Genomic DNA, 26,072 nt, shown 5'->3' with positions numbered 1-26,072 from the left:
GAAGGGTTACGGATTTTCTACTTTTCCTGGCGGCGGCCGTGGCTTCGGTGGGTCGTTTTACAGCATTGCTAACATCGGTTATTATTGGTCGTCCACAGAGTCCTCATCGACAACCGCGTGGTTCCGTGGCATGTATCGCAACTACGGACACGTGGAACGCGACTACACCAGTAAGGGTGGCGGGTTCAGTGTGCGCTGCATACGGGATTAGGCTGTTTGTATATTCAGGCACAGGTGAAGTGCCCCCAGCAAAGGTAAATCCTCTTTCGTGTTTGATACCTTCGTTTCTCAAAATCAAAGTGGTTGTGAAAAAATCAGGGGCTGAAAACCGTGAAATCAAATTCCGGTTTTCAGCCCCTGGAGGAGCCTTATAAGTGATGGTGCTTATTTCAGGCCGCTCAGTTTGAGGAAGTGTTCGATGGAGGGTTCCTGTCCGCGGAAGCGCACATAGGCATCCATGCCTTCCCACTTGCCGTTTTCGGCCAGGATGTATTTGCGGAAGCGCTCAGCCAGGTCTTTGTTGAAAAGGTCGCCCGATTCTTTGAAAGCCATGAAGGCATCGGCATCGAGCACGCCAGCCCAGCGGTACACATAGTAACCGGCGGCATAACCTGTGCTGTGGATGTGGCCGAAATTGGTGGTCCGGTAGCGGGGATAAATCTGTTCAATGAGTCCGATGCGGTCCATGCTGGCTTTTTCGAAGGCATTCACGTCGGTATTTTCGTCCACATCCATGGTGTGCCAGTCCATGTCGAGGATGGCGGCAGCCACATATTCCGTGTTTGCAAAGCCCTGGTTAAAGGCGGAGGCGTTGATAAGCTTATCAATCAGATAATCAGGCATGGGTTCGCCGGTTTGGTAGTGAAAGGCGTACATTTTGATGAATTCCGGATTGGCGGCCCAGTTTTCGAGGATTTGTGAGGGCAGTTCCACAAAGTCGCGTGGTACCGAGCGGCTGGTACGGTTGTATTTGCCTTCGGCAAAGAGGTTGTGCAGGGCATGGCCAAACTCATGGAAATAGGTGCGCACTTCTTCGAAGCTGAGCAGGGCAGGCTGGTCGCCAACCGGGCGGGTAAAGTTCATGACGATGGTAACCACCGGGCTGATTCTGTTGCCTTGTTCGTCCCATGAAGCATTGCGGTAGGTGCCGCACCAGGCGCCACTGCGCTTCGACGGACGCGGATGGGGGTCGATGTAGAGTACACCCTGGTGGCTGCCATCGCGGTTGAGCACTTCGTAGGCTTCCACTTCGGGATGATACACCGGCAGGTCTGTCCTTTTGACAAATTTGAGGCCAAAGAGTTTTTCGGCCAGCAGGAAATTACCCTGTTTTACCTTTTCGATGGGGAAGTACGGACGCAGCTCATCTTCGTTGAGGTCGTATTTTTCTTTTCTCACTTTTTCGGCATAATACCACCAGTCCCAGGATGCCAGGGTGAAATCGCCGCCTTCGCGACGAATGATTTCCTGCATTTCGTCGCGCTCGGCTTTGGCCCTTTCAAGCGAAGGTTCCCAGATTTTATAAAGGAATTCGTACACGTTGCCGGGTGTTTGCGCCATCTGGTCCGAGATAAAATATTCGGCATAGTTGTCATAACCCAGCATCCTGGCCATTTGTTTTCTGAGTTGCATCAGCTCGATGAAAGGGGCCTTGTTGTCGTGTTCGTTGTTGTTGTCGCCGCGGTTCACATAGGCCATATAGATTTTCTCGCGCAGGTCGCGCTTTTCCGAGAATTGCAGGAAAGGTATCCAGGATGGTTTGGCCAGGGTGAACACCCATTTGCCTTCCATTCCCTGCTGCTTGGCTTCGGCAGCAGCAGCGGAACGCACATCTTCAGGCAGTCCGGCAAGATCGGCTTCGTCTTCAATCACCAGTTTAAAGGCGTTGTTCTCGGCCAGCAGGTTTTCGCCAAGCCTGAGCGAGAGCATCGACATCTGCTGGTTGAGCTTTTTGAGCACTTCGCGCTGGTCTTCGGGCAGGGCAGCGCCATTGCGGGCAAAATCGTCGTAAATCTTTTCCACAAGCCTCATCTGCTCCAGATCGAGACCCAGATTTGCCCGGTTTTCGTACACTGCTTTGATACGTTCGAACAGCTGCTGATTAAAACGGATATCGTTGTAGTGTGCTGTAAGCATGGGTGTTACACTACGGGCAATTTCCTGCAGGCGGGCGTTGGTATGTGCCCCGCGCAAGCCCCCAAAAATAGCATTGACCTGTCCGAGTTGTCTGCCAGCCCGGTCGAAGGCCAGTATGGTATTGTTAAAATCGGGCTTGGCCGGGTTCGAAACTATGGCTTCGATCTCCGATTTGTGCTGCCTGATGGCCACTTCGAAGGCCGGAAGGTAGTGTTCGTTATCAATTTTGTCGAAGGGAGGAACACCAAATGGGGTGTCGAATGCCCTCAGCAGCGGGTTGGCCTGAGCTTCCGGACTCGCCGGAACGGCTTTTTTACTTTTTTTCTGAGCGTGTCCGATGGTTGGAAGCATAATGCACAAAAGCATGATAATGAGAAGGTTTCTTTTCATAAAACAAAAAATTGGCTATTCATTCTATTTTTTCGTAAAAATAGATGAAACATCTAATTGCCAATCTTTCTGGCAGTTATGGAGGATATAAAAAAAGTTAACGGGAAGGGAAGGGTTGTCTTCGTTGTCGTGGTTAATTAGTTAAAGGGTTACAATGGCGGATGGCGAGTCCCGGGTTGCGGGTTGCGGGAGGTGGACGGTGGTTGTCATTGTTGTCGTTGTTGTCACGGTTGTCACATGGATGTTACCGTGAAAATCAGCGTGATCAATGTTATCTGCGTTCCATTATTAGAGGATAGAACACAGATAACGCAGATTGAACAGATGGTCACAGATTAGAAACAGCGAAAATCAGCCAAATCAGTGTGATCTGTGTTTCATTTAGAATAGAACACAGATTGAACAGATGATCACAGATATGAAATAGCGCCGCCTAAAGATTTTCGATCTGTTCCGAGGATTTTTTGAGCTTTGAGCGAACCTCCTTTGCTTCCGGCGTGCAACGATTTTTCAGCAGCATGCACAACCAGTGCCCCTTGTGTTTCGCCTCAGGTGTGCAATTTTTTGCCTGTGTGTGCAGGTCGGTCGCCCGGGGATCATCGGATTTGCGGGCTTTCTTAGTCTCTGACCCAGAAATACGACATGCCTTTTTGGTTGTCATCGTAGGTAACCACATCTTTCTCCTTCCTGAGCTGGGTGTAGTTGATCATGGCAAAGTCGCCCAGACACGATAAGGTGTGGAGCAGCAGGGCAAAGGCCAGTGCCAGCTGCCACAAGGGATTTGCGATTAAAAACACCCCGATTACCAGCATTACCGAAATAACAACAAAGGGCGTAAGTGCCACAATATAAAATGGTTGCCGGCTAATCACAAACCTATCGGCCAGTGCAGCCACATAGAATTTCTTCCAGTTGATGATATAACTCACCCTGGGCGCACCGGCATATTTGTAAGCCAGCGCATGCAGCCATTCGTGCACCGGAATGAGCAGCAGCAAAACAAGTAAGGCCGGCAGCACAGCCCTGGCAATCAGGTCGAAGTCGGCCTTAGCCTCCAGCATAAGCATGGTGGCAAGCGCAGCCAGCAGCAAAACATTGATGACAGTGGCAGCTATCCAGATTTTAATGAACAAACCGCGTTGCCTGACGTACTGCAGCAGAAATGGCGTCAGGTTGTCGTGCCTTAGCTCGTCGGCCAGACGGTAGCCCAATCCGGGCAGGTCTTCGGGCAAGACCGGTTTTTTGCCTTTCATCACTGTTTTTTACGCTTTTGAAGTTGAATCAAAGGTCGAAAATGCTTATTGGAAGCCGGACAAACAAACTCACAGTCTTTTTGTCGTTTTGATAAACAGGCGCATACAGTCCTTTAAAGTAATGCTGGTCTGCCAGGTTTCCTGCTTTTTCGGGGGATTCGTTGCCCGAAGTAATCACAAGTACAAAATCGGCCTGCCTGTTGCGCAATCCGCCGGCCACAGGCCAGGCTTTCACGGGTTTCGACATCTCGCCCAGATGCAGCACCGGAAGGTTGCGCAGGTTCCATTTAACGGGAAAATAGGGCAGTGCAGCCTGATAGTTTTCGCTGACGATCACCCCTTTGGTGGCCCCAAGGTAATTGGAAACATGCGTATGCAACATGCGATCGGAGGTATTTTCCACATATACCACAGCTCCTGCAGGCACCTGTCGGGCGGCCAGGGCCACCGCACGTGCCACGGGCTGATCGTGGCTGAGCGCCTGCCCGTAAAGCAAAAGCAGGGAAATGCTTGTCACTATTGCTACCATCCTGCTCAGCCATCGCATCCACAACTGCGTCTCAAAGCCCGCCAGCAGCACCAGCAATGCCAGAAACCACATCAGTCCGGTGCGTTGGCTCACCACACCGGCAAGTGCGTTGCCATCGGGCAAAACAAACAATGCCAGGCTGAGCATGAAAAGCGCTACCCCCGCAACAATGCTGGTCGTGCTTAGCCTGCCCCTGAGAACTTCGAAAACCGCAAGCAAAAACCTGAGTACCAACAGCCCGAAAAGCCATTGGGTGTAGATGTTGGCTTTGCCATATTCCAAACCTTTGGCCGGCTGAACCTCATAGATGATGCGCCAGAGCGCAGCCGTCCGAAGCCTCTGGCTTTCGCCACCGGAAAATTGCCCATTGGCAACAAGATAAATCGCAGGCAGGATGGGGAGTAACCATATAACGAGGAGTATCCATAATGGATAGGCCGTTGCACCTATGCTTTTCGGACGAATAATATGAACAAACAGAATAAGCCCGGAAAACACGGCATACCAGGCAAATACATACAGGTGAGCAAGGAGCGAAAGCAAACCGGAAACAAGGATCAGAACCGGCAGCAGGCGGAATTTATCTCCCTGCAAAAGCCTGATCCAAAGTCCGAGGCCGTAGAGGGCAACAACCATTCCCAGCAGGAAATTGTAGAAACCCATGAAGAACAGAAAGCCATACACAAAAGGAAAAACCATCAGCACAAGTTCTTCTGAAGCACACCTGCAGGCGTTCAGCAGGTGGCGAAATGCCAGGGGGAATAAGCCCACCACCAGGCTGAGCAGAATTTTTTCGGCCAGCTGGGCCGGCATGCCGGCGGCCATCAGTGCAGCCAGCAGCAGGTGTGCCAGCATATTGGGCTGCAGCGCGGGATTGACGACATAGAAATCAGCCACGTAGGGATTGGACCGCCATAGTTCGAGCAGCAGGCGGGCATTGTGCAGATGGGCCGGACCGTCCACCGTGAGAAAGGGGGTAAAAAGCCAGATGGGTATCAGGTGAATGGTCCACATGAGCCAGAACAAAGTCGCGTCGGGCCTGTTGAGCAGCAATCGGAATTTGTTTTGCAGATCCATGAACAGGGCATTTTTGCCGGCAAAGATAGGCTTATGCCGGGCTGGCTGCATCAGAACAAAAACCGGCAATTTGGCGGCCGAAGTTGCGGTGTGTATAAGAGAGCGGTTTAACTTAGCACAAAAAAAGATGGATTTTGTTTCGTTTGTTGCATCGCGCTACAGCGTACGCAGTTACGACCCTGCCCGTCCGGTTGACGAACCCACATTGCAGCGTATTCTGGAGGCCGGTCGCATGGCGCCTTCGGCAGCCAACCGACAGCCATGGAAGATGGTGGTGGTGTGCAGCAAAGCATTGCTGACGCAGCTGCACCGTGCTTACAAGGCGCCCTGGTTTGCACAGGCTCCTGTGGTGCTTGTGGTCAAAGGATCAAGGCACGAGGCCTGGGTGAGGCAATACGACGGCTGGAACAGCCTCGAAACCGACCTTGCCATACTGATGGATCATCTGGTGCTTGCAGCCCAGGCCGAAGGACTGGCCACCTGCTGGATATCGGCTTTCGATCCCGCTGTGCTTTCCGGGGTCCTAAGGATTCAGCAAGGCGAGGAGGTGTTTGCCATCACACCTCTGGGCTATCCTGTGGCCGGTGAGATAGCCACCCGACCCAAGCAACGCAAGCCCCTGGAGGAAGTAGTAGAATGGCTATGAGCAGCAGTAAAAGCGAACTGGCAGCGCTTTTCGCGCGTCCGTTTGGCAATCACGAAAAGAAAGCCATAGCCGCTGCTGTCGTTCAGCAACCCGAGCAGATCGGACGCCTGCTCGACGCCATCAGCACTGCGCCGCCCCGCGAAGCTGCCCGCATGGCCTGGGTTGTCGAGGAAATATCGGCCAACCGGCCAGAAGCGCTGGAGGATTTTACCGATGCCATAATTGCGCTGGTTCTCACAAACGGGCACCAGGCTGTACTGCGCAATATGCTCAAGGTGCTGCTACTTTATCGTACCAACGAAACCTTTGCAATGGCCCTGTTCGACCGCTGCCTGCAGCTGGCTTCGGCAAAGGAAAACGAGGTGGCCGTGCGATGCAATGCGCTCAGCCTTGCGCACCATATCGCCATGCAACATCCCGGACTTGAGCATGAAGTGTTTGTGCTGGCCGATAACCTCCGGCACGAGGGTAGTGCCGGATTTCGCGCCAGAACGCGGATGTTGATGGAGGAAATGAAAAGTAAAGCAATCAAGAAGCATGGTTTATTATTTTTTATGCGAAAGTGAACTGTCTCCTTTAATTAGCCGGTTCCACAAAAAACGCAACAGCCAGACCCATGGGATCTGGCTGCGCGGTTCATCCGGGTTTTACAAAACGCCTAGGGATTTATTTCGAGGCCATCTTTTACGATCAGGAGTTCGTTCATGATGTGGCGGGCGCCGGCAAATTTGTCCACAATCAGCAGCACATAGCGGATATCCACACTGATGGTGCGTTGCAGTTCGGCTTCGTAGGCAATATCGCCGCTCATGGCTTCCCAGTTGCCATCGAAGGCCAGACCAATCAGCCTTCCCTGGGCATCGAGCACGGGGCTTCCGGAGTTGCCACCGGTGATGTCGTGGTTGGTCAGGAAGTTGACGGTCATGCTGCCATCGGGATTGCCATACATGCCATAATCGCCATTGAGGATCATGGTTTTAAGCTTTTCGGGCACCTCGAATTCCCATGTGCTGGGGTCTTCTTTTTCGAGTATGCCTTTGGTGGTGGTCACATAGTTATAGTGCACAGCATCGGCCGGAAAGTAATCCTGTACGGTGCCGTAGGTGAGGCGCATGGTGCGGTTGGCATTGGGGTAAAATGTACGCTCGGGGTACATGGCCATCAGGCCGGCCACAAACAGGCGGTTGCCGGTCCGGAGGGCATTGTTTGGTTCGGCCATGGCTTTTTGCAGGTTTTGGTTCACCTCGTTGAATGCTTTGGCCAGGGCAAAGGCGGGGTCGTTGGCGATGGCTTTGGCCGAGGGTTTGGACAGCAGAGCCTCCGCTTTTTCGGCGGTAGCAAAAGCCGAACGGGCAAACACCGCTTCGGCCAGGGCGTGGAAGTTTTGCTTGTGGCGGCTGGCCAGGCTGGTCAGCAAAGCCGGATGAAATTCGGCCGGCACGTCCTGGTAATACATCTCGAGCATGCGGGCCAGCATGTTTTTCTCCACTTGCAGGTCATAGTTTTTGTATGCAGCCTCCAGGCCTTGCCGCAGGCGCTGGATCTCTCTGGCAATTGCATCGTTGTCGGGAGTTTTTGCACCCAGCAGTTCCTGCAGGCGGCCGAAGCGGTTGGCGATGTTCAGGATTTCTGAACCCGACATGATGGCTTCGACCATGTACCAGCGTGCAAGGTTGTAATTGGCCATTTGTCCGTAGGCCTGTTCGATCATGGGCAGGGCTTGTCCGAACTGTGCCTGCCATTCCGGGTTGGAAGCCATCCTGGCTTTGAAATCGGCTTCAATGGCCAGCTTTTTGTCAATCACATTGAGGCGCTTCAGGCCGCGGGTCTGGCCGATGAAGTACTTCCAATAGTTCGAAACACCGGCATATTTGCTGGCATACTGCAGCCTAACTTTAGGCGAGGCCTCCATGCCTTCGTCCATGATGCGCAGCTTTTCGGCCCTGATTTTCACGCGGGTAGGGTTGGTTTCTTCGATGGCCATGCGCACACCCCACGATGTGAGGTAGCGGTCGGTGCTGCCAGGGTTGCCCATGATCATGGCGAAGTCGTCTTTTTTCACCCCGTCGACCGCGATCGGCAGGAAATGTCTGGGTTTGTAAGGCTTGTTGTCTTTGCTGTAAGCGGCAGGCTTGTTGTCGGCACCTGCGTACACCCTGAAAATGGCAAAGTCGCCCGTATGGCGGGGCCACATCCAGTTGTCGGTGTCGGCACCGAACTTGCCAATCGATTCAGGAGGGGTGCCTACCAGGCGTACGTCGCGAAACACCTCATAAACAAGCAGATAGTATGCATTGCCTTCGAAAAATTCGCTGACAGAAGCTGTGTAGTGTGTGCCTTCGGTGGCAGCCTTTTCGATGGCAGTGCTGTTTTTGCGCACCAGCTCGGCCCTTTCTCCGGCAGGTGTGGAAGAGGAGATGCCCTGGAGCACCTTATCTGTCACATCCTCCATGCGGATTACGAAAGTTACGGTCAGTCCGTTGATGGGGATCTCATCTTCGAATGAGTTTGCCCAGAAACCATTGCGGAGGTAGTCGTTTTCCACAGTGCTCACGCTTTGAATGGCGCCATAGCCACAATGGTGGTTGGTGAGGATGAGGCCTTTGTCGGAGATGACCTCACCGGTGCAACCGCGGCCAAAGATGACGATGGCATCCTTGAGGCTGGGCAGGGTTTCGCTGTAGATCTGTTCGGCCGACAGTTTCAGGCCAAGCCTTTGCATCTCGGCCATGTTGAGCTTTTCGATCAGTTTGGGAATCCACATGCCCTCGTCGGCCTTTGCCTGCATGGCCATAAGACCCAGGGCCAGCAAAAAGAAGGAGATAAAACGTTTCATGCCTAAGTGTTTGAATAGATGAGGGCAAAGCTATGCAAAAGCCCCGGAACTGCTTGTGCTGGCCAGCCAACGGCAAACATGGGTTGATTTACGGAAAAGAAAAGGGCCGGAGCGAGATTGGTCGCCACGGCCCTGAATCTTATGATTTTCAGGTTTTCCGGCTGTTTTGGTTTTCCGGAAACCCTTTTCTGGTGCTATTATCCCAGGGTAGCCACCATCACTGCTTTGATGGTATGCATGCGGTTTTCGGCCTGATCGAATACTAGGGAGTGTTCCGATTCGAATACATCGTCGGTAACTTCCATGGCTTCCAGACCGAATTTCTGGTAAATCTGCTCGCCGATAACGGTTTCGCGGTTGTGGAACGAGGGCAGGCAGTGCAGGAATTTCACTTTCGGATTGCCTGTTTTTTCCACCATTTCCTTATTCACCTGGTAAGGCCTGAGCAGTTTGATGCGTTCTTCCCACACATGATCGGGTTCGCCCATCGACACCCAAACGTCGGTGTAGAGGAAGTCCACACCTTTCACGCCTTCGTCCACACTTTCGGTGAGGGTGATCCGGGCGCCTGTGCTTGCTGCAATTTCGCGGCATTTGGCCACCAGTTCTTCATTTGGCCACACCTGTCGGGGTGCCACCGCGCGGAAGTCCATACCCATCTTGGCAGCGCCAACCATGAGCGAGTTGCCCATGTTGTTGCGTGCGTCGCCACAGTAGGCAAAGCTGATTTGATGCAGGGGCTTGTCGCTGTGCTCCATCATGGTGAGCAGGTCGGCCAGGATCTGAGTGGGGTGAAACTCGTTGGTGAGTCCGTTCCACACCGGCACACCGGCATATCTGGCCAGCTCTTCCACAATATCCTGCCCAAATCCGCGGTATTCGATGCCGTCGTAGAGTCGGCCAAGCACGCGGGCAGTGTCTTTCATCGATTCTTTCTTACCGATTTGCGAGCCTGAAGGACCAAGGTAGGTTACATGTGCTCCCTGGTCGAAAGCTGCCACCTCGAAAGCACAACGGGTGCGGGTGCTGTCTTTCTCAAAAATCAGGGCGATGTTCTTGCCCTTAAGGCGCTGCTGCTCGGTGCCCGAATATTTGGCCTTTTTCAGATCGACCGACAAATCGAGCAGAAATTTAATCTCGGCAGGAGTGAAATCGAGCAGTTTCAGGAAACTGCGGTTGCGAAGGTTGAATGCCATATGTTTGATTTTTTGTGTGTTGAATGTCTTAAAACTTCCTATGCCGGCAAAGGTAGCCAAGTTTTGTTAAAAAATTCACATATTTGGCTCATCAGCCCGATTTTGCAAGCTTATATGTTCGAAATCGAACAGTTTTGCAGTTTTTTGTGAAACAAAACTGAAGTTTATCACTTTCTTCAGGCTTGTGATAATACCAGATGCAGGATCAAACAACCTAACCGAGCGGTTTTTCCAGCCAGCCGTTTTTCGTGAAAACCACCACTGATCGGTAACCTGCCTGTCGAACTGCCCGGATGGCAGTATCGAACTCGGCCTGAAGCTCTTCGGGCAGGTGGGCGTCGGAGCTGATGACCACCGGTATGCCGAGCCGGTACATTTCGCTGATCAGCCAGGGCGAGGGATAGAGGCTGTCCGACCGTTTTTTGTAAAGGCCCCGCGTGTTCACCTCGGCAATCAGGCCTTTCTGGGCAATCAGTCCGAGGGTTTCGAGGGCGAGCGCGCGGTACCAGCCTTCATCCTCGGTGAAATACCGGTTGCGGTTGTGCATTTTGATCTTGTCCCAGTGCCCGATCACATCAAACTTCTGGGTTTCGATCATTTGGTTTGTCTGATCGTAAAATGCCCTGACAGCCTTACGGATGTCCCCTCCGAAGAATTCCTGCAAACCGGCGTCGTACACGGCCACATCAGGCCCGTCGGTAAACCAGAGGTTTTGCTCCGCATCGCGCCCCACCAGATGCACCGATCCAATCAGATAATCGAAAGGGGCCTGGCTCCGCAGGGCGTCAAAATTGTCGGAAATGCCGGGGATAAAGTCAATCTCGAGCGAAAGGTAAATTTCGAGCTGTTCGCCGTAAGCGGTGGCCAATCTTCCTATTTCCTGCACATAGCGTTGTAGCTCTGTGGGTTTGATGCTGAATTTGTTGTTGAAGGGCAGGGGGGAGTGGTCGCTGAAGCCCAGGGCAGTCATGCCCGATGCAATGGCTTGTTTCACAAAGGCTTCGGCTGTGTCGCGGCCGTCGGAAAAGAGGGTATGGGTATGAAAATTGTATCCGGTCATCTGGCGAAATTTGGCGCAAAGATACCCAGCTCAGCATAGCAAGGGTTCAAAACAAAATGCACTTTTGTATTGTTAAAAGAGGAAAACCAGAAAATGATTCAGACAGCACACATCAAACAAGCCCAAACCAGGCATGAGGTGATGCCACTCATTGCCAGGCGCTGGAGTCCGCGTGCCTTCGATGGCCGGGAAGTGGAAAAAGCGCAGCTCCAACGTATATTTGAGGCTGCACGTTGGTCGCCTTCAAGCAGCAACGAACAGCCCTGGCGGTTTATCGTAGGATTCAAAGGCGACGACACCTATCAGAAAATATTCTCCACGCTGGTCGAATTCAACCAGTTATGGGCAGGCACAGCCCCGGTGCTGTTTCTTGCCGTTGCAAAAACCAGCTCCAGCAAAAACCCTGGCAGAGAAAACAAATCTGCGGTGTACGATCTTGGCCAGGCGATGGCATACCTTACCTTGCAAGCCATGCACGAGGGCTTGTATGTGCATCAGATGGGTGGGTTCGACACCGAAAAAGCTGCTGCATTGTTTGAACTTCCTTCAGATTACAAAGTAGTTACGGCAAATTCGCTGGGTCATCTTGGCGATCCGGAGGTGCTGCATCCCAATCTCAAGGCCATGGAAACCAGCCCAAGGGAGCGCAAGCCGCTCGACCAGCTTGTTTTTAGCGGGGCATTCGGGCAGGCGGCTGCGTTTCTTTGATTAACGGGCCACCAAACGCAAAGCAGGCCGCACCCAAGTCCGCAAGGCATCAATTGCTCCTCGTGAAGCACAGCGGACGAGCAAAATGCATGATAACTGATGCGACATCCCGGGCTTTGGAAACATCCTCGCAGGTAATGGTTATTTTTGCGAAAAATACGCTCATGACTCGCCCGGCCCTAACGATTCTGATTGTAGTCTTTTTTGCTGCCTGCAACGGGATAACGCGCAAGCCTGCCACTTCCGAAGCGCAAAAAAAGACCACACGCCAACCCGAGATACCGCTGTTTTCGGCCGATTCGGCCTATCACTTTGTGGCCGAACAGCTGGCTTTCGGGCCACGGGTACCCGGCAGCAAAGCCCACCGGGAAGCAGCCGAATGGCTCTTCAAGCAGTTGCAGCAGCGCGCCGACACGGCCCTCATCCAGGAGTTTAAGGCCAGGGTGTACAACAACACCATTTTCGATGGCAAAAACATCATCGGAATTTTCAATCCGAAGGCCCGCAAGCGGATTTTGCTGGCAGCGCACTGGGACTCAAGGCCCTATGCCGATCATGATCCCGATCCTGCAAACAGGCGTAAACCCATCGACGGCGCCAACGACGGCGCCAGTGGCGTGGGCGTCCTGCTCGAGCTGGCGCGTTTGTTGCAAAAGGCGCCACTGAATGAAAACCTTGGGGTGGATATCATCTTTTTTGACCTTGAAGACTATGGCCCGCATCAGGACGACCCGCGCAGCGGGAGCAGCGATGAGCATTGGGCGCTGGGCTCGAGGTACTGGTCGGCCAATCCGCATGTATCCGGCTACCGGGCACAGTTTGGCATCCTGCTCGATATGGTAGGAGCCCCAGGGGCCGTATTTCCGCGCGAATACTTCTCGCAGCAATATGCAGCCTGGGTGATCGACAAGGTGTGGCGCACCGCACAACGCATGGGTTACGACCATATGTTTGTCAACAAACCCGGCGCCCCCATTACCGACGACCACCTGCCAGTGAACCAGATTGCCGGCATCCCCATGATCAACATCATCCACCTCGACCCCAATAGCAGCAACGGTACTTTTTACGAATACTGGCATACCCTGGGCGACAACCTTAGCCAAATTGACCCTAAGACCTTACAGGCTGTGGGCGAGGTGGTTACGAGGGTGATCTACGAAAGCCAGTAAGCCGTATATAGGGAATTAGAATTGTAATATACTGAAATCAAGCATATTAGATTGCAATCATTTCATGAAGTCTTATTCCTGTGAAGCAGTAAATGTTTGACCGGAAAATGCTGAAAACTGCAACAGCTTTTAAAGCAGGCGTATCCCCCGAAAAAACAGAAACAAAATGTTGTATTGAAAACTATTTCTGAAATTGACACTTATACTCAGAACGGGAGTATAAAGATAAATACCCGAAAATTAAGAATCGGTTTATCGCATTATTTTTCTGCCAATTTCTCTTGTTTTGCACTTTCGAGGGCTTCGATAAACAAAAACATATTCGTGGATGGGTTTTCGAAAAGTCGGAGCTGACGCGCCCTGTTGCAAGCTTCTTTGTATTTTTCCTTTAGCCTGGTTTTGAGCTGTTCATCAATAAGCCCTTTTTTGTAGGTGTTTTTGTTTCTATTTTCAAGTTGTCTCACACACTCAGCCGCTGAAATAGAAGTAATCTGATTTTTGTAATGCAACAGGAACCATAGCTCTATAGCTGGATTAGAAATAATCAGATTTACGTTTGGAATATTTCTGAGCTTTTCAATAATATGCAGAATATCAGCATCATAAATTAAAAAGTCACGATCTTTTTCGTGTGTGGGTTTGTTTCTCTTGTATGATTCAATGTAACGGATATTAATGTCAGAACCGGAAATTTTTGGCACAACTTCTATTGGCAGGCGATATAGCGAACGCAGGAAAATGACGTATGCTTCTTCAGTTTTTCCCTCACAAAACACCCAGAAATGTGGATTTATTTTTTTGCCCCGGGATGCATTTCTCTTGTTACCCATCAAGCAACAGTTTTAATTGTTGATCAGAGTCGTTTACAAATGGCACAGCGTCAAAACGCCCCTGAAGATAAGCTTTTTCGAGGTCCATGGTGTCGCGAAAATCGCTGAAATCGTAGAGAGAATATAAATCGGTTGAGCCGTCGGATTTTTTATTTGTAAAGTATATCTGATCTTTCCGGAAGCTCTTAAGGCTCAGAAAACGTGTATTATGCGTGGTACAGATCAGCTGCGCCTTTTCGCCTGCCCTGAACAGATTGAAGATATATTCAATAATTTTTGGATGCAGACTTTCTTCAATCTCGTCAATGAGCAATACCTTGTTGTTTCTGACCACTTCGAGCAGGGTGAGCATGATGAAAAACATTTTGATGGTGCCCTGCGATTCTTCTGTCAGAAAATCGAAAGCAACGTCAGGTTGGTTTCTATGATAGGTTTTTATCTGCAAGTGGTCTTGCACCACATCCTCCACCCTGAGGGTCATATTGGCCAGGTCGGCATGAATGTTTTTGACAGGTCGCTTTAAGACCTTTATCTTTACGTCTTCAATGTCGCTATCAGCGATTTTGAGGGCCTCAAGCAATTGTTTTTTATTCTGCCTACTGATGTTTTCTATGGCCGAAACACCAAAACCGAGATAATCTAAAATGAATGTTCGGTGAAAATAATTGAAAACGTCTTTCGCAATGTCACGATCCAGTTGGCTGGCACGTGAAATGAACAGGGTCTTTTCGGAGGTATTCTCGGCAACATCCATTGGCCTTCTGATCACATCCGTAAAAGTGTACTTATCCTTTTTGGTCTTCCCCAGCCGTTCGTCGCGGGTGAAAATTTCTTTTATCCGACCCTTTGGGTAAAAATGCAGGCTTTCGGTAACAATTTTCTCACGTGTCAGTGAGAACGAATAAAGGTACTCAGTGTCGTTTAGCAAAAACCGAATGGAATATGTGCTGGGTTTGTCAGGATAAAGATCGAATTTGAATGGCTGAAAATTGAAAACAGTGTCCAGATTGTGGTTGTGTGATTCTAAAACCAAAGCATGACAAAACCTGATGGCCCTGATTATGTTGCTTTTTCCGGAGGCATTCGCACCATAGATGATAAGGGTTTTGAGCAAAGTTTTCTTCCCTTGCTCAAACACATTGTTGTTCAAAGCCTTTGCATTTGCCGATTTAATGTTCGCTGCTCTGAAATCGAGCACAACTTCCTCTTTGATGGAGAAAAAATTGCTTAAACGTATTTCCAAGACCATTTTAATGGCTTTATTTGTAAAATAGTTGCAAAAATAATGGATAAAATATAAATTGCAAATTTTTACATATAATTAATCCTGACGTGTTGTCATGGATGCCAAATAATTGGTGTTGCATGCATTAAAACAAGAAAATAATCCCGAAAACGACCGATCTGACCGGTTGAATATTAATGAAACTGTGTTTCAGGATCGTCATGGAGGTTGGTTGGCTGCCTGTTGGGGATACTTTCGTCGTTGTAGGAATATGAGGGGTGACGAACAGAATATACATAATTTAATGTCGATCAGGAAGATCTGATCTGAAAGCCGGCGCGGTCCGGCTTATAGCAGTGCTTTGATAAAGTTTGCCAACACTAGGTTGATGACAGGTTTTTCACAGTCCCTGCATTTGCGCTATTTCGTCGGCCAGGTTTTCTGAAGCTTCTTCGAGCAGGTCGATCACCAGGTTGAAGCCTTCGGTTCCGCCGTAATACGGATCGGGTATGTGGTCGTAATCTTTGCGGTCGAGAAAATCGGCCATGCGTACTATCTTGTCTTCTTCCTCTTTGTTCGTAGCCATCTCGCGCAGGTTGAAATAGTTGCTGTCGTCCATGGCCACGATGAGGTCGAAGCGCCCGAAGTCGCTCCGGCGCACCGGGCGCGATATGCTGGTGAGTTCGTATCCGCGCTGACGGGCGGCCCGCCTCATCCTGCTGTCGGCAGCTTCGCCTTCGTGCCAGCCCGAGGTGCCGGCCGAGTCCACTTCCACATTCAGTCCCCGCTCGTAGGCAATGCGTTTGAAAATACCCTCGGCGGCAGGCGAACGGCAGATGTTGCCCAGGCATACAAAGAGCACGCGGTAAGGTTTTTTGCGGTTCGGAAAGCTGTTGCTCATGGGATGTTCAGGAATTTATTCGGGGGGTCGGTATTTGTGTTCGGGTTCTTCGGGGATGAGCTCATCGTAGCGCCCCTCGCGCATCAGTTGCTGGTTGTAGGCCCTGCGGTTGCGCTCAAGCCGGCGTTGCAAACGGGCAGCATCGTTGAAAAGGTCGTACAGGGTTTGTATCGGTCCTTTGATGGTCATGGGTGCCGGCTGCATATACAGCAGGATGTCTTTGAGTTCCTCGTTGATCGACTCCAGATTCACCGGCTTGATCGAAGGCATGCGCACAAACATATGGCGAAACGTGGGCCAGTCGTAGAACGACCTCACTACGACCTCGTCCATCGTAATGGTATCTTTGGTGATCAGCACTTTCCAGGTTTCGCCCTCGCGCAAGAACGACTGGTCGAATGCCACCACCCGCCGCCTGTAACCTACGGCACTCAGAAATATGGTATCCACCGGCAAAGCCCGCAGCGTAAACCTTCCCTGCGCATCGCTGATGGTGCCCGAACGGGTCATCCTGCTGATGATGTGTACGTTTTTCTGCGGCAACAAACTGTCGGACGACAGCACCATGCCCTCGAGCCGGATATAGTCCTGGGCTACCAACGACATACTCAGGGGCAGCATGAACAGAAGAATAATGAGGTGCCTTTTCAACATACCGGATTGAACAACGAAAGTAAGACGAACATTCGTCTATGAAAAAGTCTGTCCTGATAAAAAATGTTAAGCTGTTGCCCTTTTGGTTTTCAGATATTTGGGGGCGTGAGGTTTAAAACCTTTACTTTTATGCCCCACAAAACATCACTTCCATGAAAATAATTTTCAGCATCATTGCAGGCATTGTGCTCCTGCCTTTGCTGGGCTTCGGCATATTTCTGCTCTACATTAATACTACCGATTACCAGCCCGAGCCTGTCGAAGAGTTGCGCACCCAGTACGCCACCGGCAGCCTGGCACCCAATACGGAGCATATCAGTTTGATTACATGGAATATAGGTTACGCAGGCCTGGATAAAAGCATGGATTTCTTTTACGACGGCGGACGCAAGGTGCGCACCAGCTATGAAGCCACCCGCGAAAACCTGAACCAGATCATCACTTTTATGCTGGCCAACCCGGCGGACGTGTGGCTGCTTCAGGAAGTGGACTTCGATGCCCGTCGCACCTATGGCATCGACCAGGCTGCAGCCATCGGGCAGGCCTTGAGCGACTATCATCTGACCAGGGCGGTCAATTACGATGTGCCCTTTGTTCCTGTGCCTTTGCGCGAACCCATGGGCCGGGTGCTGGCCGGACAACTCACCCTGAGTCGCCCTTTGCCACGACTGGCCAGGCGCTACTCCTACCCCCTCATTGCCGGATGGCCCGACCGCCTGTTTCTGCTCGACCGTTGTTTCATCGAAACACGCTATAATCTCGATAACGGGGCCGAACTGGTGGTGCTCAATACCCACAACTCGGCTTTTGTGGACAACCAACTGCTTATGGACAAAGAACTTGAGGTGATCCGCAACAAGATGCAACGCGAGTTTGAGCTGGGCAATTATGTGATTGCCGGGGGCGACTGGAATATGAACCCGCCTGCTTTCAGACCGGCCGATGGCTATGGCGGTCACCGTTTTGAACCGGTAGCGGTGAGCATCCCTGCCGAACTGCTTCCCAAAGGCTGGCAACTGGCCTACGACAGCAGCACGCCTTCCAACCGTTTTCTCGACGAAGCTTTCGAAAAAGGCAGTACCCGCGCCACAACCATCGACTTCTTCATCGTTTCGCCAAACATCAGCATCAAGACCATCAAAGCCATCGACCTGGGTTTCGGCCATAGCGACCACAACCCCGTAAAGCTTGAGGTGACCCTGCGCTGATTGAACATTTCCATCCGGTGCGGGGTTTAATGTGTTGTTTGTTGCAAACAAAAAGTTAAAGTTCAGTTTGTAATGAGCTGAATCACAATTTGCTGCAACTTTATCACGTTTTTCAGCCCCAATACTAATTTCATGAACCGGAAAACAACCATTGCCCTTACACTGCTCCTGTTGGGCGGAATAGCAGCTGTGCTGGTGTACGTCTTTGTGTACAACAAGAAGCACCCTGATTTTGAAAAGCTTCCACCCGATTACAGCATGGAAGCTGTTACCCTCTTCGAAGCCTTTCGCACCGACGATGCTGCGGCTTCGGCACAATACAACGGAAAAATGGTGGCGGTGAGAGGTCAGCTTAGTTCGGTGGACGAAAGCGGAGGCCTCACCGTGGCTGTTTTTGTGCTCGGGCAGGGGATGTTTGGCGACGAAGGCCTGCGCATCAACATGCTGCCCTCGCATGCCGAAAAACTGAAAGCCATCCCGCCCGGAGAAACGGTCACCGTAAAAGGCTATGTGACCGGTTACAACGACACCGATGTGGTGCTCGAACATGGATCAATTGTCGAACCTTAAAAACCTTTCAGAATGAATAAGCTTATTGTTTTTGCAGCTCTTATGCTGTTCGCCCTTCAGGGCCAGGCCCAACGCTATGCCACCAAAACCGGCTTCATCCGCTTTTATTCCGAAGCACCTGCCGAAAACATCGAGGCAATCAACCGTCAGGTGAACAGCGCCCTCGACACCCGGACCGGCGACTTTGTTTTCAGGGTGCTGATGAAGGGGTTTCAGTTCGAAAAGGCGCTGATGCAGGAACATTTCAACGAAAACTACGTGGAGTCGCACAAGTTTCCCAATGCCACCTTCAATGGCAAGGTGCTTAATGCCGGCAATATCGACTGGACAAAAAATGGCACCTACGAAGTGGAAGTAAGTGGCGACCTGACCATCAAGGGCATTACACGCAAGGTGAGCGAAAAGGGAACCTTTGAAATCAAAGACGGGACAATCAACGGAAAATCAACATTTTATATTAAACTGGCCGATTACGGCATCAAGATTCCCAAAGCCGTTGTGCGCAATATTGCTGAAACGATTGAAATAAATGTGGATGTTTCGCTCACTGCTTTGAACAATTAGTTGACCTGGTATGTTTTAGTGTTGGTTTTGGTTATACATTTCAATTCACGCTTCAAACCGGATCAGAGGTTCCCCGCCCGATCCGGTTTTTTTTGCTTTAACTTGGCCGGGTGGAAAGTGAGTTGCAGATATTGTATGACGATGGCGGACTGGTGGCAGTGAATAAGCCCCATGGCCTGCTGGTGCATCGTAGCGCGATGGCCGGCGATGCGCAGGAATTTGCCTTGCAGATGGTGCGCAGCCTCACGGGCAGGATGGTATATCCGGCCCACCGGATTGATCGCAAAACAGCCGGAGTATTGCTGTTTACTACCACCCGCGAGCTCAACAGCCTGATGCAGCAGGCTTTTATGCTCCGGCGGGTCGAAAAGACTTACCATGCTGTGCTACGGGGATGGTTGCCCGAATCCGGAACAATTGAATATGCCCTGAAGAGCGAGAGCGGACAATTGCAGGATGCCGTCACGCATTACAAATGTGTGGCACGAAGCGAGATGCCCTGGCCTTCGGCCGGGTTTTCCAGCTCGAGATATTCGTTTGCTGAAGTGGTTCCCCACACGGGTCGCATGCACCAGATCAGGCGGCATTTTGCCCATATTTTCCACCCTGTGCTTGGCGATGTGAAACATGGTTGCAACAAGCAAAACCGGCTCCTTCGGGAGCAAATTGGGCTCAACATCATGCTGCTTCATGCCCGCAGTCTGGGTTTTGTGCATCCACTCACCGGTCAACAGGTGCAAATTGAAGCTCCTTACCAGCCCGACTTCGTGCGCTTTGCCGGCATGCTGGGCTTTGGCATGTAGCATTGCGCCTGCCTGGCTATCTTTGCCGGCTAAAATAATGTGTTATGGATTGGTTTTTTTCCATCAGCCCGCTCGAGTGGCTGGGCTATGCCGCATCGGTGGTGGTGGCAGTTTCGCTTGCGCTAAGCTCAGTGGTCAGGTTTCGGGTGGTCAATCTGATTGGCGCGGCCATGTTTTCGGCCTACGGCTTCATCATCGGCGCCTATCCGGTGGGCGTCATGAATGGCCTGATTGTGCTGGTGGACCTGTATTATCTGTGGCTGATTTTTGGCACCAAAGAGGTCTTCGAAGTGCTTGGCATTCAGAGCGACAGCCACTATCTGAAACGTTTTCTGGAGTACCACCGCGCCGACATTCTGCGCTATTTTCCGGATTATCATTTCGATCCTTCGGCCGACAAGGTTACATTTTTTGTGCTGCGCAATATGGAGGTGGCCGGGGTGTTTGCGGCTTCGCCCAACGACAAGGGCGAGCTGGAGGTAAAGCTCGATTATGTGATACCCCGGTTTCGCGACTTCAAAAACGGAAAATTTGTTTATGGTCATCTTGGCAGCAGGCTGGCCGATGCAGGCATAAAGACCATCGTGGCCCGTCCGGCCACACCCACCCATGAGGCTTACCTGAAACGCATGGGGTTCGAAACGGGTGCCGATGGCGCTTTCAGGCGGAGCATCTGAGCAGGCTGCTTATTTCAGCGTGCTTAAACCTTGCAGGGCATCGGCATCGTTTGGCCGGATGAGCAGGGCTTTCTGAAACATCACCTTGGCTTCGCGCAGCTGACCCGACCTGAGGTGCGTCCAGGCTACCATGATCACCGTGTCGTAATCGAAAGGGTAGAGGTTGAGCACTTTTTCGAAGAAGCGCAGGGCCTGGGCATATTCCTGCCGTCCGTAGTGGATGAGCCCCATGCGGTAGTTGGCCGTTGTGTTCATGGGGTCGATTTTCAGGATGTCGCGGTATTGTTTTTCCACCTGAGCCCAGTTGCCAAGGGCTGCGGCGGGGAGTACATAACCCAGGCGGGCTTCGATGGAAACCGGCATCAGGTCGATACTTTTCTGGTAATAGGGCAAGGCATCGGTAAAGCGTCCCGACATATAATGCAGCCATCCCAGCCTGAGGTTGAGTTCGTAGCTGTCGGGCCGGTACACATTGAGCAGGGCCTGTATGGCCTGGTGATATTCTCCTTTGGTTTCGGCGGCAAAGGAGCTTTCGAATGCTTTCGAAAGTTTCTCAAAATCCTGTGCCCCACCGGCAGTTGCCAGCATGAGAAAGACAAGTGACAGCAGTGTTTTTTTCAGAAATTCCATACTAATCCTCCGATAATTCCCTGTGAAATTAGTGGTTTGCCCGAGATAATCAATTGCCCGTTATCGTCTATTTGTTCGCCAAAGCTCACGCTTTTGCCATATCTGTACCGCATGTTCAGAAAAAGTGGTCGGGTAATTTGCTGGGTGAGCGATGCTTCGCCGAACAGCGTTATTTTGTCGCGGTGGTTCAGCATCAGGTAGCCCCACTGGTCAGCCATGCCGTTCAGTTGTCCTGTCAGCAAAGTGGCTGATATCGAGGTCTTTGATCCAAGCCATTGCCCGGCATTGATTTTTATTGCGGTTCGCCATTGGCCACTGATGCGCAATGCCATCAGTTCGGTTTGTTGCCAGGTGCGGGCATTGCCGGAGGGCCGCCACAGGTAGCCACCATGAAGTTGCATCAGGCTGGTATCGTTTACCTTCCCCAGGTGGATCCCCGACATCAGGCTGGTTTTTCCCAGTTGCAGCTGTGCGCCAAGTGTGATGCGCCAATCGGTGGTTTGCCAGATGTTCTGGGCAATTTTTGCTTTTGGCACAGCGACAGAGAACAGGGTGGCCAGGCCCGAGCTCAGATCCAGCCGGGCGGTGTCGGAAAACTCGATGGTGTCGGTGAAGGCGTAGGAATATTCGCTTGCAAGTTTCGTCAGGCTGCCCGAGGCGATCAGGCTGAGGCGGTGCGAGGGGGCATGGCGCAGCTGGAAGTAAATGGTGTTTTGCAGGGTGATATTGCGTGCATCGTGAACCACGGGGTTTTGGTCGAGGCGGTAATAAAAATCCTTAAAGTTGCCGTTTAGTTCCACGCGGTCGGGTTTCAGTGCAGGTTCAAGGTAGGCAAAATTTTGTTCGAAGATGTGCGTCATGCGTTGGATGCCGCCATAGAGCAGCCAGCCCGGGCTGAGTTGCATCCAGAGACCGGCGTCGGCCAGGCTGCTTTCGCGCAGGCCGGATTGGCTTCCATAGATGCCGGGGTTGCCGGTCAGGGTGTTGAAGTCGCGCGATAGCTTTAGCGACGTCAGGTTTTGGCCCAGGTCGAGGTGTGCCGAAAGCGGGGCAAATCCGGGCTGCAAAGGTAGCCCATCGCGCTGGTCCACAGGCAGGCGGGCAAAAACTGCCCCGGCTTCGGCAGGCATGAGGCTGTAAGTCCGGGCAAGCACCAGAAGGCGTTGCGCCTGGCGGTCGTACGGGTTGAAGTGCAGGGCCTTATTGAGGTGTGTTGCTGCTGCATCGTATCGCCCGGTTTCAAGCGCAGCCACTGCCATGCGCATCCTCAGGTAAAAATAATCAATGCCAGCCCGATTCATCTTCCGGCCGGTGCGAAGAAGTTCGTCCCACCTGGCTTGTTGGTAGAGCTCCCAACTTAGGCTGTCGGCGTTGCGCCCGGGGGTGTAGCGCTGTGCATGAGCCGGAAGCAGGCAGATGAGGCCAAGTATGTTGAAAATCAGTATTCTAAACACGTTTCAGCGTCTTTGTTTTACCATTACGGCACAGGATTATCTTGCTGAGCTGGTCGTTGTCGAAATACATCTCGCAGGTTTGCCAGGCCAGTATTTTGCCGAAGGCCGAGAAACAGGTGGTGCTTTTCATTACAAAGCCTTCCTCGAGCAGGTCGCCTGTACGCGATAGGTGCTCAAGCCGGTAGCTTGCTGAGAGAAAGCGGTAGAGCGGGGCAATGAAGTCCTGGAATAAAAGCAGGATTCTTTGCGGAAAATAACGCAGGCTGATGCGCTCGTTGAGTTGCAGCCCCTGTTCGAAACCGGTAGGGATCTGGTAAGCGCCAAGGAAAAAGTCGTGCAGCTCGCTGTCCGAAGGTCCTTCATAATGCGTGAAGTAAAAGACATCGGGCTGCCTGACCAGCCATGCCCTGGCACCGGTTTGCCGGCACTCCAGGTAGGTGTTGTTGTAGATGTCTGTTTCGACCTGCCAGATCACCTTTGATGTAACTGTTTCATTAACAACAACATCGAAATTAAGTTGTTGGCCGGGAATCAGGTGAAGTGCCCTGTCGATGAGGCTTTCCGGATTGAGGTTGGCAACCAGCTCATCTTTTTGGGGCTGGCCCGAGGCCACGAAGGTTTTGCCCCGGCCAAGGCTCAGGTAGCCGGCAAAAGCAAAGTCGAGGGTTGCCGCACCAATCTCCGGTGCCGTTTGAAACTGCACGTGCAGGTGGGGATATGGCGAACGTCCCGAGTTGCCGCAGCGACCCACTTGTTCGCCCTTGCGCACACTTTGGCCGGGTTTTACCGTTATGCTCCCTTTGCGCAGGTGACTGAGTTGGCTGTAAAGACCGGCAGCATGCCAGATGAGCACGGTATTGCCCCAGTTTTTGTTGAGGTTCATGTCGCCGATCAGGTTGTCGGGTATGCCGTCGGCCACTTCCTGAACCACTCCGTCGGCCGGTGCCACGACAGGTTTATCGAAGCAAAAATAATCTTCGCAACGCAGTCCGTCGCCTTTGAAGGTTTTACCTTCTTCATCGGTCATCTCAAAATCCCAGGCATGGCGCCAGGCATCTTTGTGCGTGATCTCGCCATCGAAAGCCTGGGTCACTTTCCACGCTCCCCAAAAAGGCAGTTTTACAGGCAACCTGAACAAATGAGCCAGCCTCTTGCGGTTGACCAGGTAATTGTATTGGTTTTGTTCCGGGCTGTATTGCTGGTAATATACCAAAGGCGGATATTCGGTAAATCGTTCGCGGAGTTTAAGCATGTAGAGCACCAGCAGCACGACCACATTGAAAGGCAGCGAAAAAATGCCTATCTGCCATTGGCTGAAAATGGCATTGCCCGAAGCAATGACAAAGGCTGTGACCGGCACGGCCAGCAGCAGCCAGAGCAGGGAGCCAGCGGATGGCACCAGAAAAAATCCGCCAATGGCTATGCTGGTAAGCAGGTAGTTGAAGCCGATATAACTGTAGGAAACCGATTGCATATTGATACCCAGCATGCCATAGAGCAGCCAGGCTGCTGCAAACCCGGTCACCGAGAACATAAAAGCCTGACGCGACCAGCGCAGCAGCGCCGCAGCCACCAGCAGGCCTGCGAACAGGTGATACTGGAAAAAGATGGCGCCCAGCGAGCGGAAATAAATCTTCACAGGCTCGGGCAGGTTGATGTTGCTCAGCCATTCGTAGGCCTGAAGCAGGCCCAATCCGCCCAGCTTGAACATTTCGTTGAGGTTGTACAGTCCGTGGCTGCTGAGTTCGAGCTGGGAAAAGTCGCGTGTGCTGAGCAGGCTCATCCAGTAGGTGATCAGGAAAGGCAGGCTAAGAAATGGCAGGCCATATTTTGAGAGGATGCCCTCGAGCAGGGTGGTGATGAGCAGGCTGAGCAAAGCCGCAAAAAGCAGCACAATCAGAAATGCGGTATTGAACTGATAGTACGACCCAAGGCCGAGACCCACCAACAGGGCATTGAAACCATATAGACCTTCGGTGATTTTTTGTCGGTTGAGTCCGCTCAGATAAGCTGCTGTGTTGGCAATGAGCACCGAAAGCCATCCGGACAGCCCTGCCTGCCAGTCGAAAAAGGATACCAGCATGAGCGTCCAGCCCAGCACTTTGTCTTTCGAGAACAAAATCTGGGTATAGCTGTTTCGGATGCTCAGCCTGAAGCTGGGAAACAGGGTGCTGAACCGGGCGATGCTCATAGGTCGAAATGGGCCAGATGAGCAGGCATGTGTTCCTGCGAGCTGAGTGTTTCCAGCGTTTCGGCGCGGCGAATCAGGTGTTTCCCGCCTTCTTCGTCAATAAGCAACACATTGGGCCTGAGGGTGATAAACTGCAGCCATTGGGTCATGTTGTAGGCTCCCACATGATGCACCACCACATGATCGCCCCGGTTGAGCAGTGGCAGGTTGACGTTTTCGCGCACCACATCGATGTTCATGCAGAGCGGGCCATACAGGGCGGTGTCTTCGGTGTAGGAGGTGACGGGCTGTGCTGGGGTGATGAGGTGGTCGTACCAGAAGGCCGTGAACAGGGTATTCACGCCAATGTCGAGAATGGTGGCACGACGGCCGTCGCTCAGGCGTTTGTTGGCAAGCACGGTGCCCAATAGCCAGGCCGCATCGTCGATGAGTGCCCGGCCCGATTCGATGATGAGCACAGGCGGGTTTTTCGGACGGTAGTCGCTGTTCATCAGGGCCGAGGTGATGGCTTCGGCAAAGTCGTGGATGGAAGGGCTGATGTCGGTTCCGGGCAGGTAGGAGCCTTTCAGGGTGTTCTTGCTGGCAAATCCGCCCCCGATATCAATGTATTTGATTTCGTGGTTGTATTTGTTGAGCAGGCTCTGGGCCAGGTGCGCAAGTTTGCTGGCTGCCACGGCGTAGGCATTTGGCGAGAGCATGAAGGTGCCGATGTGCGTGTGCAGCCCCACCAGTTCCATCAGTCCAGAAAACATGATTTTATTCAGGGCATCCCAGGCCTGACCATTTTCGTAGTTGAAACCGAAACGGTCCCACATAGGGAAAACGCCCGTGTCCATGTTTACCCGTATGGCCACCCTGGGACGGAGTTTCGACTCGCGTGCGATGTCCTGAAGCAGGTAAAGCTCGTCGAGGTGGTCAATGTGGATGAGCGAGTTGTTGGTGATGACTTTACGCAGGTCGTTTTCCGACTTGTCAGGGCCGTTGAAGATGATTTTGCTTCCGGGCACCCCATTGCGGATGGCCTTGTCGTACTCAAATCCTGAAACTACCTCGGCCCAGGAACCTTCCTGATGGTAGATGTTGCACACCGCATCCAGATAATTGGTTTTGTAGCTCCAGGCAAACTGCACTTTGGGATACCTTGTTTGAAATGCCTGGCGGGCATTGCGGTAGTTTTTGCGCAGCTTCTTTTCGGAAATCACAAAAAGGGGTGAGCCAAATTCCCTGATGAGGTCTTTAACCAAATGACCTTCAATGCTTTGTGTGGGCTCGTACACCGACCGCATCCCGAATTTATTGGGCATGTTGCCCTCGAGTTTTTTTATGAGTGGGCGTTCGTAGGTTTTTCGTGCAGGCATATTG

General features: G+C 52.0%; 23 protein-coding genes and 1 pseudogene. 10 read left to right on the top strand and 14 right to left on the bottom strand.

Annotation, left to right across the window (positions count from 1 at the left end; all coding sequences use genetic code 11):
• The first annotated feature begins 1 nt into the window (after position 1).
• A pseudogene (locus IPM52_09910) lies at positions 2–211 on the top strand (hypothetical protein).
• A gap of 173 nt (positions 212–384) precedes the next feature.
• Here IPM52_09910 and IPM52_09905 read toward each other — a convergent pair.
• The 3 genes from IPM52_09905 to IPM52_09895 all read right to left on the bottom strand — a co-directional run bounded on the left by IPM52_09905 (position 385) and on the right by IPM52_09895 (position 5,385).
• Positions 385–2,526, bottom strand: a complete 2,142-nt coding sequence (locus IPM52_09905) for a M3 family metallopeptidase (protein MBK9291926.1) — start codon at positions 2,524–2,526, stop codon at positions 385–387.
• A gap of 617 nt (positions 2,527–3,143) precedes the next feature.
• Positions 3,144–3,779, bottom strand: coding sequence for a DUF3267 domain-containing protein (locus IPM52_09900; protein MBK9291925.1), 636 nt, complete (start codon positions 3,777–3,779; stop codon positions 3,144–3,146).
• Positions 3,780–3,807: 28 nt separating this feature from the next.
• Positions 3,808–5,385, bottom strand: coding sequence for a hypothetical protein (locus tag IPM52_09895; GenBank protein ID MBK9291924.1), 1,578 nt, complete (start codon positions 5,383–5,385; stop codon positions 3,808–3,810).
• A 127-nt stretch (positions 5,386–5,512) separates the two neighbouring features.
• Between IPM52_09895 and IPM52_09890 the strand changes: the two genes are divergently transcribed.
• On the top strand, positions 5,513–6,031 hold the full coding sequence (locus IPM52_09890) for a nitroreductase family protein (GenBank protein ID MBK9291923.1): 519 nt from the start codon (positions 5,513–5,515) through the stop codon (positions 6,029–6,031).
• A complete protein-coding gene (locus IPM52_09885) occupies positions 6,028–6,597 on the top strand; it encodes a hypothetical protein (GenBank protein MBK9291922.1) in 570 nt (189 codons plus the stop codon). The genes IPM52_09890 and IPM52_09885 overlap by 4 nt, the downstream gene beginning before the upstream one ends.
• 92 nt (positions 6,598–6,689) lie before the next feature.
• On the opposite strand, the gene IPM52_09880 is transcribed toward IPM52_09885, so the two are convergent.
• The 3 genes from IPM52_09880 to IPM52_09870 form a co-directional block, all read right to left on the bottom strand.
• Entirely contained in the window at positions 6,690–8,867 is a 2,178-nt protein-coding gene (locus IPM52_09880) for a S46 family peptidase (protein ID MBK9291921.1), read from the bottom strand.
• 197 nt (positions 8,868–9,064) lie between these two features.
• Positions 9,065–10,063, bottom strand: coding sequence for an ornithine carbamoyltransferase (locus IPM52_09875; GenBank protein MBK9291920.1), 999 nt, complete (start codon positions 10,061–10,063; stop codon positions 9,065–9,067).
• 214 nt (positions 10,064–10,277) lie between these two features.
• Positions 10,278–11,123, bottom strand: a complete 846-nt coding sequence (locus tag IPM52_09870; protein MBK9291919.1) for a histidinol-phosphatase — start codon at positions 11,121–11,123, stop codon at positions 10,278–10,280.
• Positions 11,124–11,216: 93 nt separating this feature from the next.
• Here IPM52_09870 and IPM52_09865 point away from each other — a divergent pair, with 93 nt between their 5' ends.
• Together IPM52_09865 and IPM52_09860 are read left to right on the top strand one after the other, a co-directional pair.
• A complete protein-coding gene (locus IPM52_09865) occupies positions 11,217–11,831 on the top strand; it encodes a nitroreductase family protein (GenBank protein ID MBK9291918.1) in 615 nt (204 codons plus the stop codon).
• A 164-nt stretch (positions 11,832–11,995) separates the two neighbouring features.
• Entirely contained in the window at positions 11,996–13,003 is a 1,008-nt protein-coding gene (locus IPM52_09860) for a M28 family peptidase (protein MBK9291917.1), read from the top strand.
• Between the two features lie 260 nt (positions 13,004–13,263).
• On the opposite strand, the gene IPM52_09855 is transcribed toward IPM52_09860, so the two are convergent.
• From IPM52_09855 to IPM52_09840, 4 genes are all read right to left on the bottom strand, one after another.
• Positions 13,264–13,833: an RloB domain-containing protein gene (locus IPM52_09855; GenBank protein MBK9291916.1), complete on the bottom strand. Its 570-nt coding sequence runs from the start codon at positions 13,831–13,833 to the stop codon at positions 13,264–13,266.
• Positions 13,826–15,082 (bottom strand): AAA family ATPase, encoded by a 1,257-nt coding sequence (locus IPM52_09850; GenBank protein MBK9291915.1) that lies wholly within the window; start codon positions 15,080–15,082, stop codon positions 13,826–13,828. The genes IPM52_09855 and IPM52_09850 overlap by 8 nt, the downstream gene beginning before the upstream one ends.
• A gap of 376 nt (positions 15,083–15,458) precedes the next feature.
• Complete coding sequence (locus IPM52_09845) at positions 15,459–15,959, bottom strand: low molecular weight phosphotyrosine protein phosphatase (protein ID MBK9291914.1); 501 nt, start codon at positions 15,957–15,959, stop codon at positions 15,459–15,461.
• A 15-nt stretch (positions 15,960–15,974) separates the two neighbouring features.
• A complete protein-coding gene (locus IPM52_09840; GenBank protein ID MBK9291913.1) occupies positions 15,975–16,613 on the bottom strand; it encodes a carboxypeptidase-like regulatory domain-containing protein in 639 nt (212 codons plus the stop codon).
• Between the two features lie 152 nt (positions 16,614–16,765).
• Here IPM52_09840 and IPM52_09835 point away from each other — a divergent pair, with 152 nt between their 5' ends.
• The 5 genes from IPM52_09835 (at position 16,766) to IPM52_09815 (ending at position 20,435) form a co-directional block, all read left to right on the top strand.
• On the top strand, positions 16,766–17,821 hold the full coding sequence (locus IPM52_09835; GenBank protein MBK9291912.1) for an endonuclease/exonuclease/phosphatase family protein: 1,056 nt from the start codon (positions 16,766–16,768) through the stop codon (positions 17,819–17,821).
• A 132-nt stretch (positions 17,822–17,953) separates the two neighbouring features.
• The gene (locus IPM52_09830) at positions 17,954–18,391 is read left to right on the top strand and encodes a hypothetical protein (GenBank protein ID MBK9291911.1); all 438 of its coding nucleotides are present in this window, start codon (positions 17,954–17,956) and stop codon (positions 18,389–18,391) included.
• A 12-nt stretch (positions 18,392–18,403) separates the two neighbouring features.
• The gene (locus IPM52_09825) at positions 18,404–18,955 is read left to right on the top strand and encodes a YceI family protein (protein MBK9291910.1); all 552 of its coding nucleotides are present in this window, start codon (positions 18,404–18,406) and stop codon (positions 18,953–18,955) included.
• A gap of 110 nt (positions 18,956–19,065) precedes the next feature.
• Positions 19,066–19,758, top strand: a complete 693-nt coding sequence (locus IPM52_09820; GenBank protein ID MBK9291909.1) for a pseudouridylate synthase — start codon at positions 19,066–19,068, stop codon at positions 19,756–19,758.
• A 44-nt stretch (positions 19,759–19,802) separates the two neighbouring features.
• The gene (locus IPM52_09815; protein ID MBK9291908.1) at positions 19,803–20,435 is read left to right on the top strand and encodes a hypothetical protein; all 633 of its coding nucleotides are present in this window, start codon (positions 19,803–19,805) and stop codon (positions 20,433–20,435) included.
• A 9-nt stretch (positions 20,436–20,444) separates the two neighbouring features.
• Here IPM52_09815 and IPM52_09810 read toward each other — a convergent pair whose 3' ends face one another.
• From IPM52_09810 to IPM52_09795, 4 genes are read right to left on the bottom strand one after another with little or no spacing between them, the layout of a single operon-like run.
• On the bottom strand, positions 20,445–21,065 hold the full coding sequence (locus IPM52_09810) for a tetratricopeptide repeat protein (protein MBK9291907.1): 621 nt from the start codon (positions 21,063–21,065) through the stop codon (positions 20,445–20,447).
• Positions 21,053–22,519 carry a hypothetical protein gene (locus IPM52_09805; GenBank protein MBK9291906.1) on the bottom strand — a complete coding sequence of 489 codons (1,467 nt, stop codon included), beginning with the start codon at positions 22,517–22,519 and terminating at the stop codon, positions 21,053–21,055. The genes IPM52_09810 and IPM52_09805 overlap by 13 nt, the downstream gene beginning before the upstream one ends.
• On the bottom strand, positions 22,512–24,710 hold the full coding sequence (locus IPM52_09800; protein ID MBK9291905.1) for an urea transporter: 2,199 nt from the start codon (positions 24,708–24,710) through the stop codon (positions 22,512–22,514). The genes IPM52_09805 and IPM52_09800 overlap by 8 nt, the downstream gene beginning before the upstream one ends.
• Entirely contained in the window at positions 24,707–26,068 is a 1,362-nt protein-coding gene (locus IPM52_09795; protein ID MBK9291904.1) for an alanine racemase, read from the bottom strand. Before IPM52_09795 ends, IPM52_09800 begins: the two co-directional genes overlap by 4 nt.
• Positions 26,069–26,072 lie beyond the last annotated feature (4 nt).

Source organism: Bacteroidota bacterium, assembly GCA_016715945.1.
In the GTDB taxonomy this organism is placed as follows: domain Bacteria; phylum Bacteroidota; class Bacteroidia; order Bacteroidales; family F082; genus JALNZU01.
Note: the sequence above shows the minus strand (reverse complement) of the source record. Positions and strands in the feature narration are given on the sequence as shown.

What these genes read in the sequence shown, in the direction of transcription:
- IPM52_09905 (MBK9291926.1), bottom strand. Translation starts at nt 2,526, where the DNA reads ATGAAAAGAAACCTTCTCATTATCATGCTTTTGTGCATTATGCTTCCA.
- IPM52_09900 (MBK9291925.1), bottom strand. Translation starts at nt 3,779, where the DNA reads ATGAAAGGCAAAAAACCGGTCTTGCCCGAAGACCTGCCCGGATTGGGC.
- IPM52_09895 (MBK9291924.1), bottom strand. Translation starts at nt 5,385, where the DNA reads ATGGATCTGCAAAACAAATTCCGATTGCTGCTCAACAGGCCCGACGCG.
- IPM52_09890 (MBK9291923.1), top strand. Translation starts at nt 5,513, where the DNA reads ATGGATTTTGTTTCGTTTGTTGCATCGCGCTACAGCGTACGCAGTTAC.
- IPM52_09885 (MBK9291922.1), top strand. Translation starts at nt 6,028, where the DNA reads ATGAGCAGCAGTAAAAGCGAACTGGCAGCGCTTTTCGCGCGTCCGTTT.
- IPM52_09880 (MBK9291921.1), bottom strand. Translation starts at nt 8,867, where the DNA reads ATGAAACGTTTTATCTCCTTCTTTTTGCTGGCCCTGGGTCTTATGGCC.
- IPM52_09875 (MBK9291920.1), bottom strand. Translation starts at nt 10,063, where the DNA reads ATGGCATTCAACCTTCGCAACCGCAGTTTCCTGAAACTGCTCGATTTC.
- IPM52_09870 (MBK9291919.1), bottom strand. Translation starts at nt 11,123, where the DNA reads ATGACCGGATACAATTTTCATACCCATACCCTCTTTTCCGACGGCCGC.
- IPM52_09865 (MBK9291918.1), top strand. Translation starts at nt 11,217, where the DNA reads ATGATTCAGACAGCACACATCAAACAAGCCCAAACCAGGCATGAGGTG.
- IPM52_09860 (MBK9291917.1), top strand. Translation starts at nt 11,996, where the DNA reads ATGACTCGCCCGGCCCTAACGATTCTGATTGTAGTCTTTTTTGCTGCC.
- IPM52_09855 (MBK9291916.1), bottom strand. Translation starts at nt 13,833, where the DNA reads ATGGGTAACAAGAGAAATGCATCCCGGGGCAAAAAAATAAATCCACAT.
- IPM52_09850 (MBK9291915.1), bottom strand. Translation starts at nt 15,082, where the DNA reads ATGGTCTTGGAAATACGTTTAAGCAATTTTTTCTCCATCAAAGAGGAA.
- IPM52_09845 (MBK9291914.1), bottom strand. Translation starts at nt 15,959, where the DNA reads ATGAGCAACAGCTTTCCGAACCGCAAAAAACCTTACCGCGTGCTCTTT.
- IPM52_09840 (MBK9291913.1), bottom strand. Translation starts at nt 16,613, where the DNA reads ATGTTGAAAAGGCACCTCATTATTCTTCTGTTCATGCTGCCCCTGAGT.
- IPM52_09835 (MBK9291912.1), top strand. Translation starts at nt 16,766, where the DNA reads ATGAAAATAATTTTCAGCATCATTGCAGGCATTGTGCTCCTGCCTTTG.
- IPM52_09830 (MBK9291911.1), top strand. Translation starts at nt 17,954, where the DNA reads ATGAACCGGAAAACAACCATTGCCCTTACACTGCTCCTGTTGGGCGGA.
- IPM52_09825 (MBK9291910.1), top strand. Translation starts at nt 18,404, where the DNA reads ATGAATAAGCTTATTGTTTTTGCAGCTCTTATGCTGTTCGCCCTTCAG.
- IPM52_09815 (MBK9291908.1), top strand. Translation starts at nt 19,803, where the DNA reads ATGGATTGGTTTTTTTCCATCAGCCCGCTCGAGTGGCTGGGCTATGCC.
- IPM52_09810 (MBK9291907.1), bottom strand. Translation starts at nt 21,065, where the DNA reads ATGGAATTTCTGAAAAAAACACTGCTGTCACTTGTCTTTCTCATGCTG.
- IPM52_09800 (MBK9291905.1), bottom strand. Translation starts at nt 24,710, where the DNA reads ATGAGCATCGCCCGGTTCAGCACCCTGTTTCCCAGCTTCAGGCTGAGC.
- IPM52_09795 (MBK9291904.1), bottom strand. Translation starts at nt 26,068, where the DNA reads ATGCCTGCACGAAAAACCTACGAACGCCCACTCATAAAAAAACTCGAG.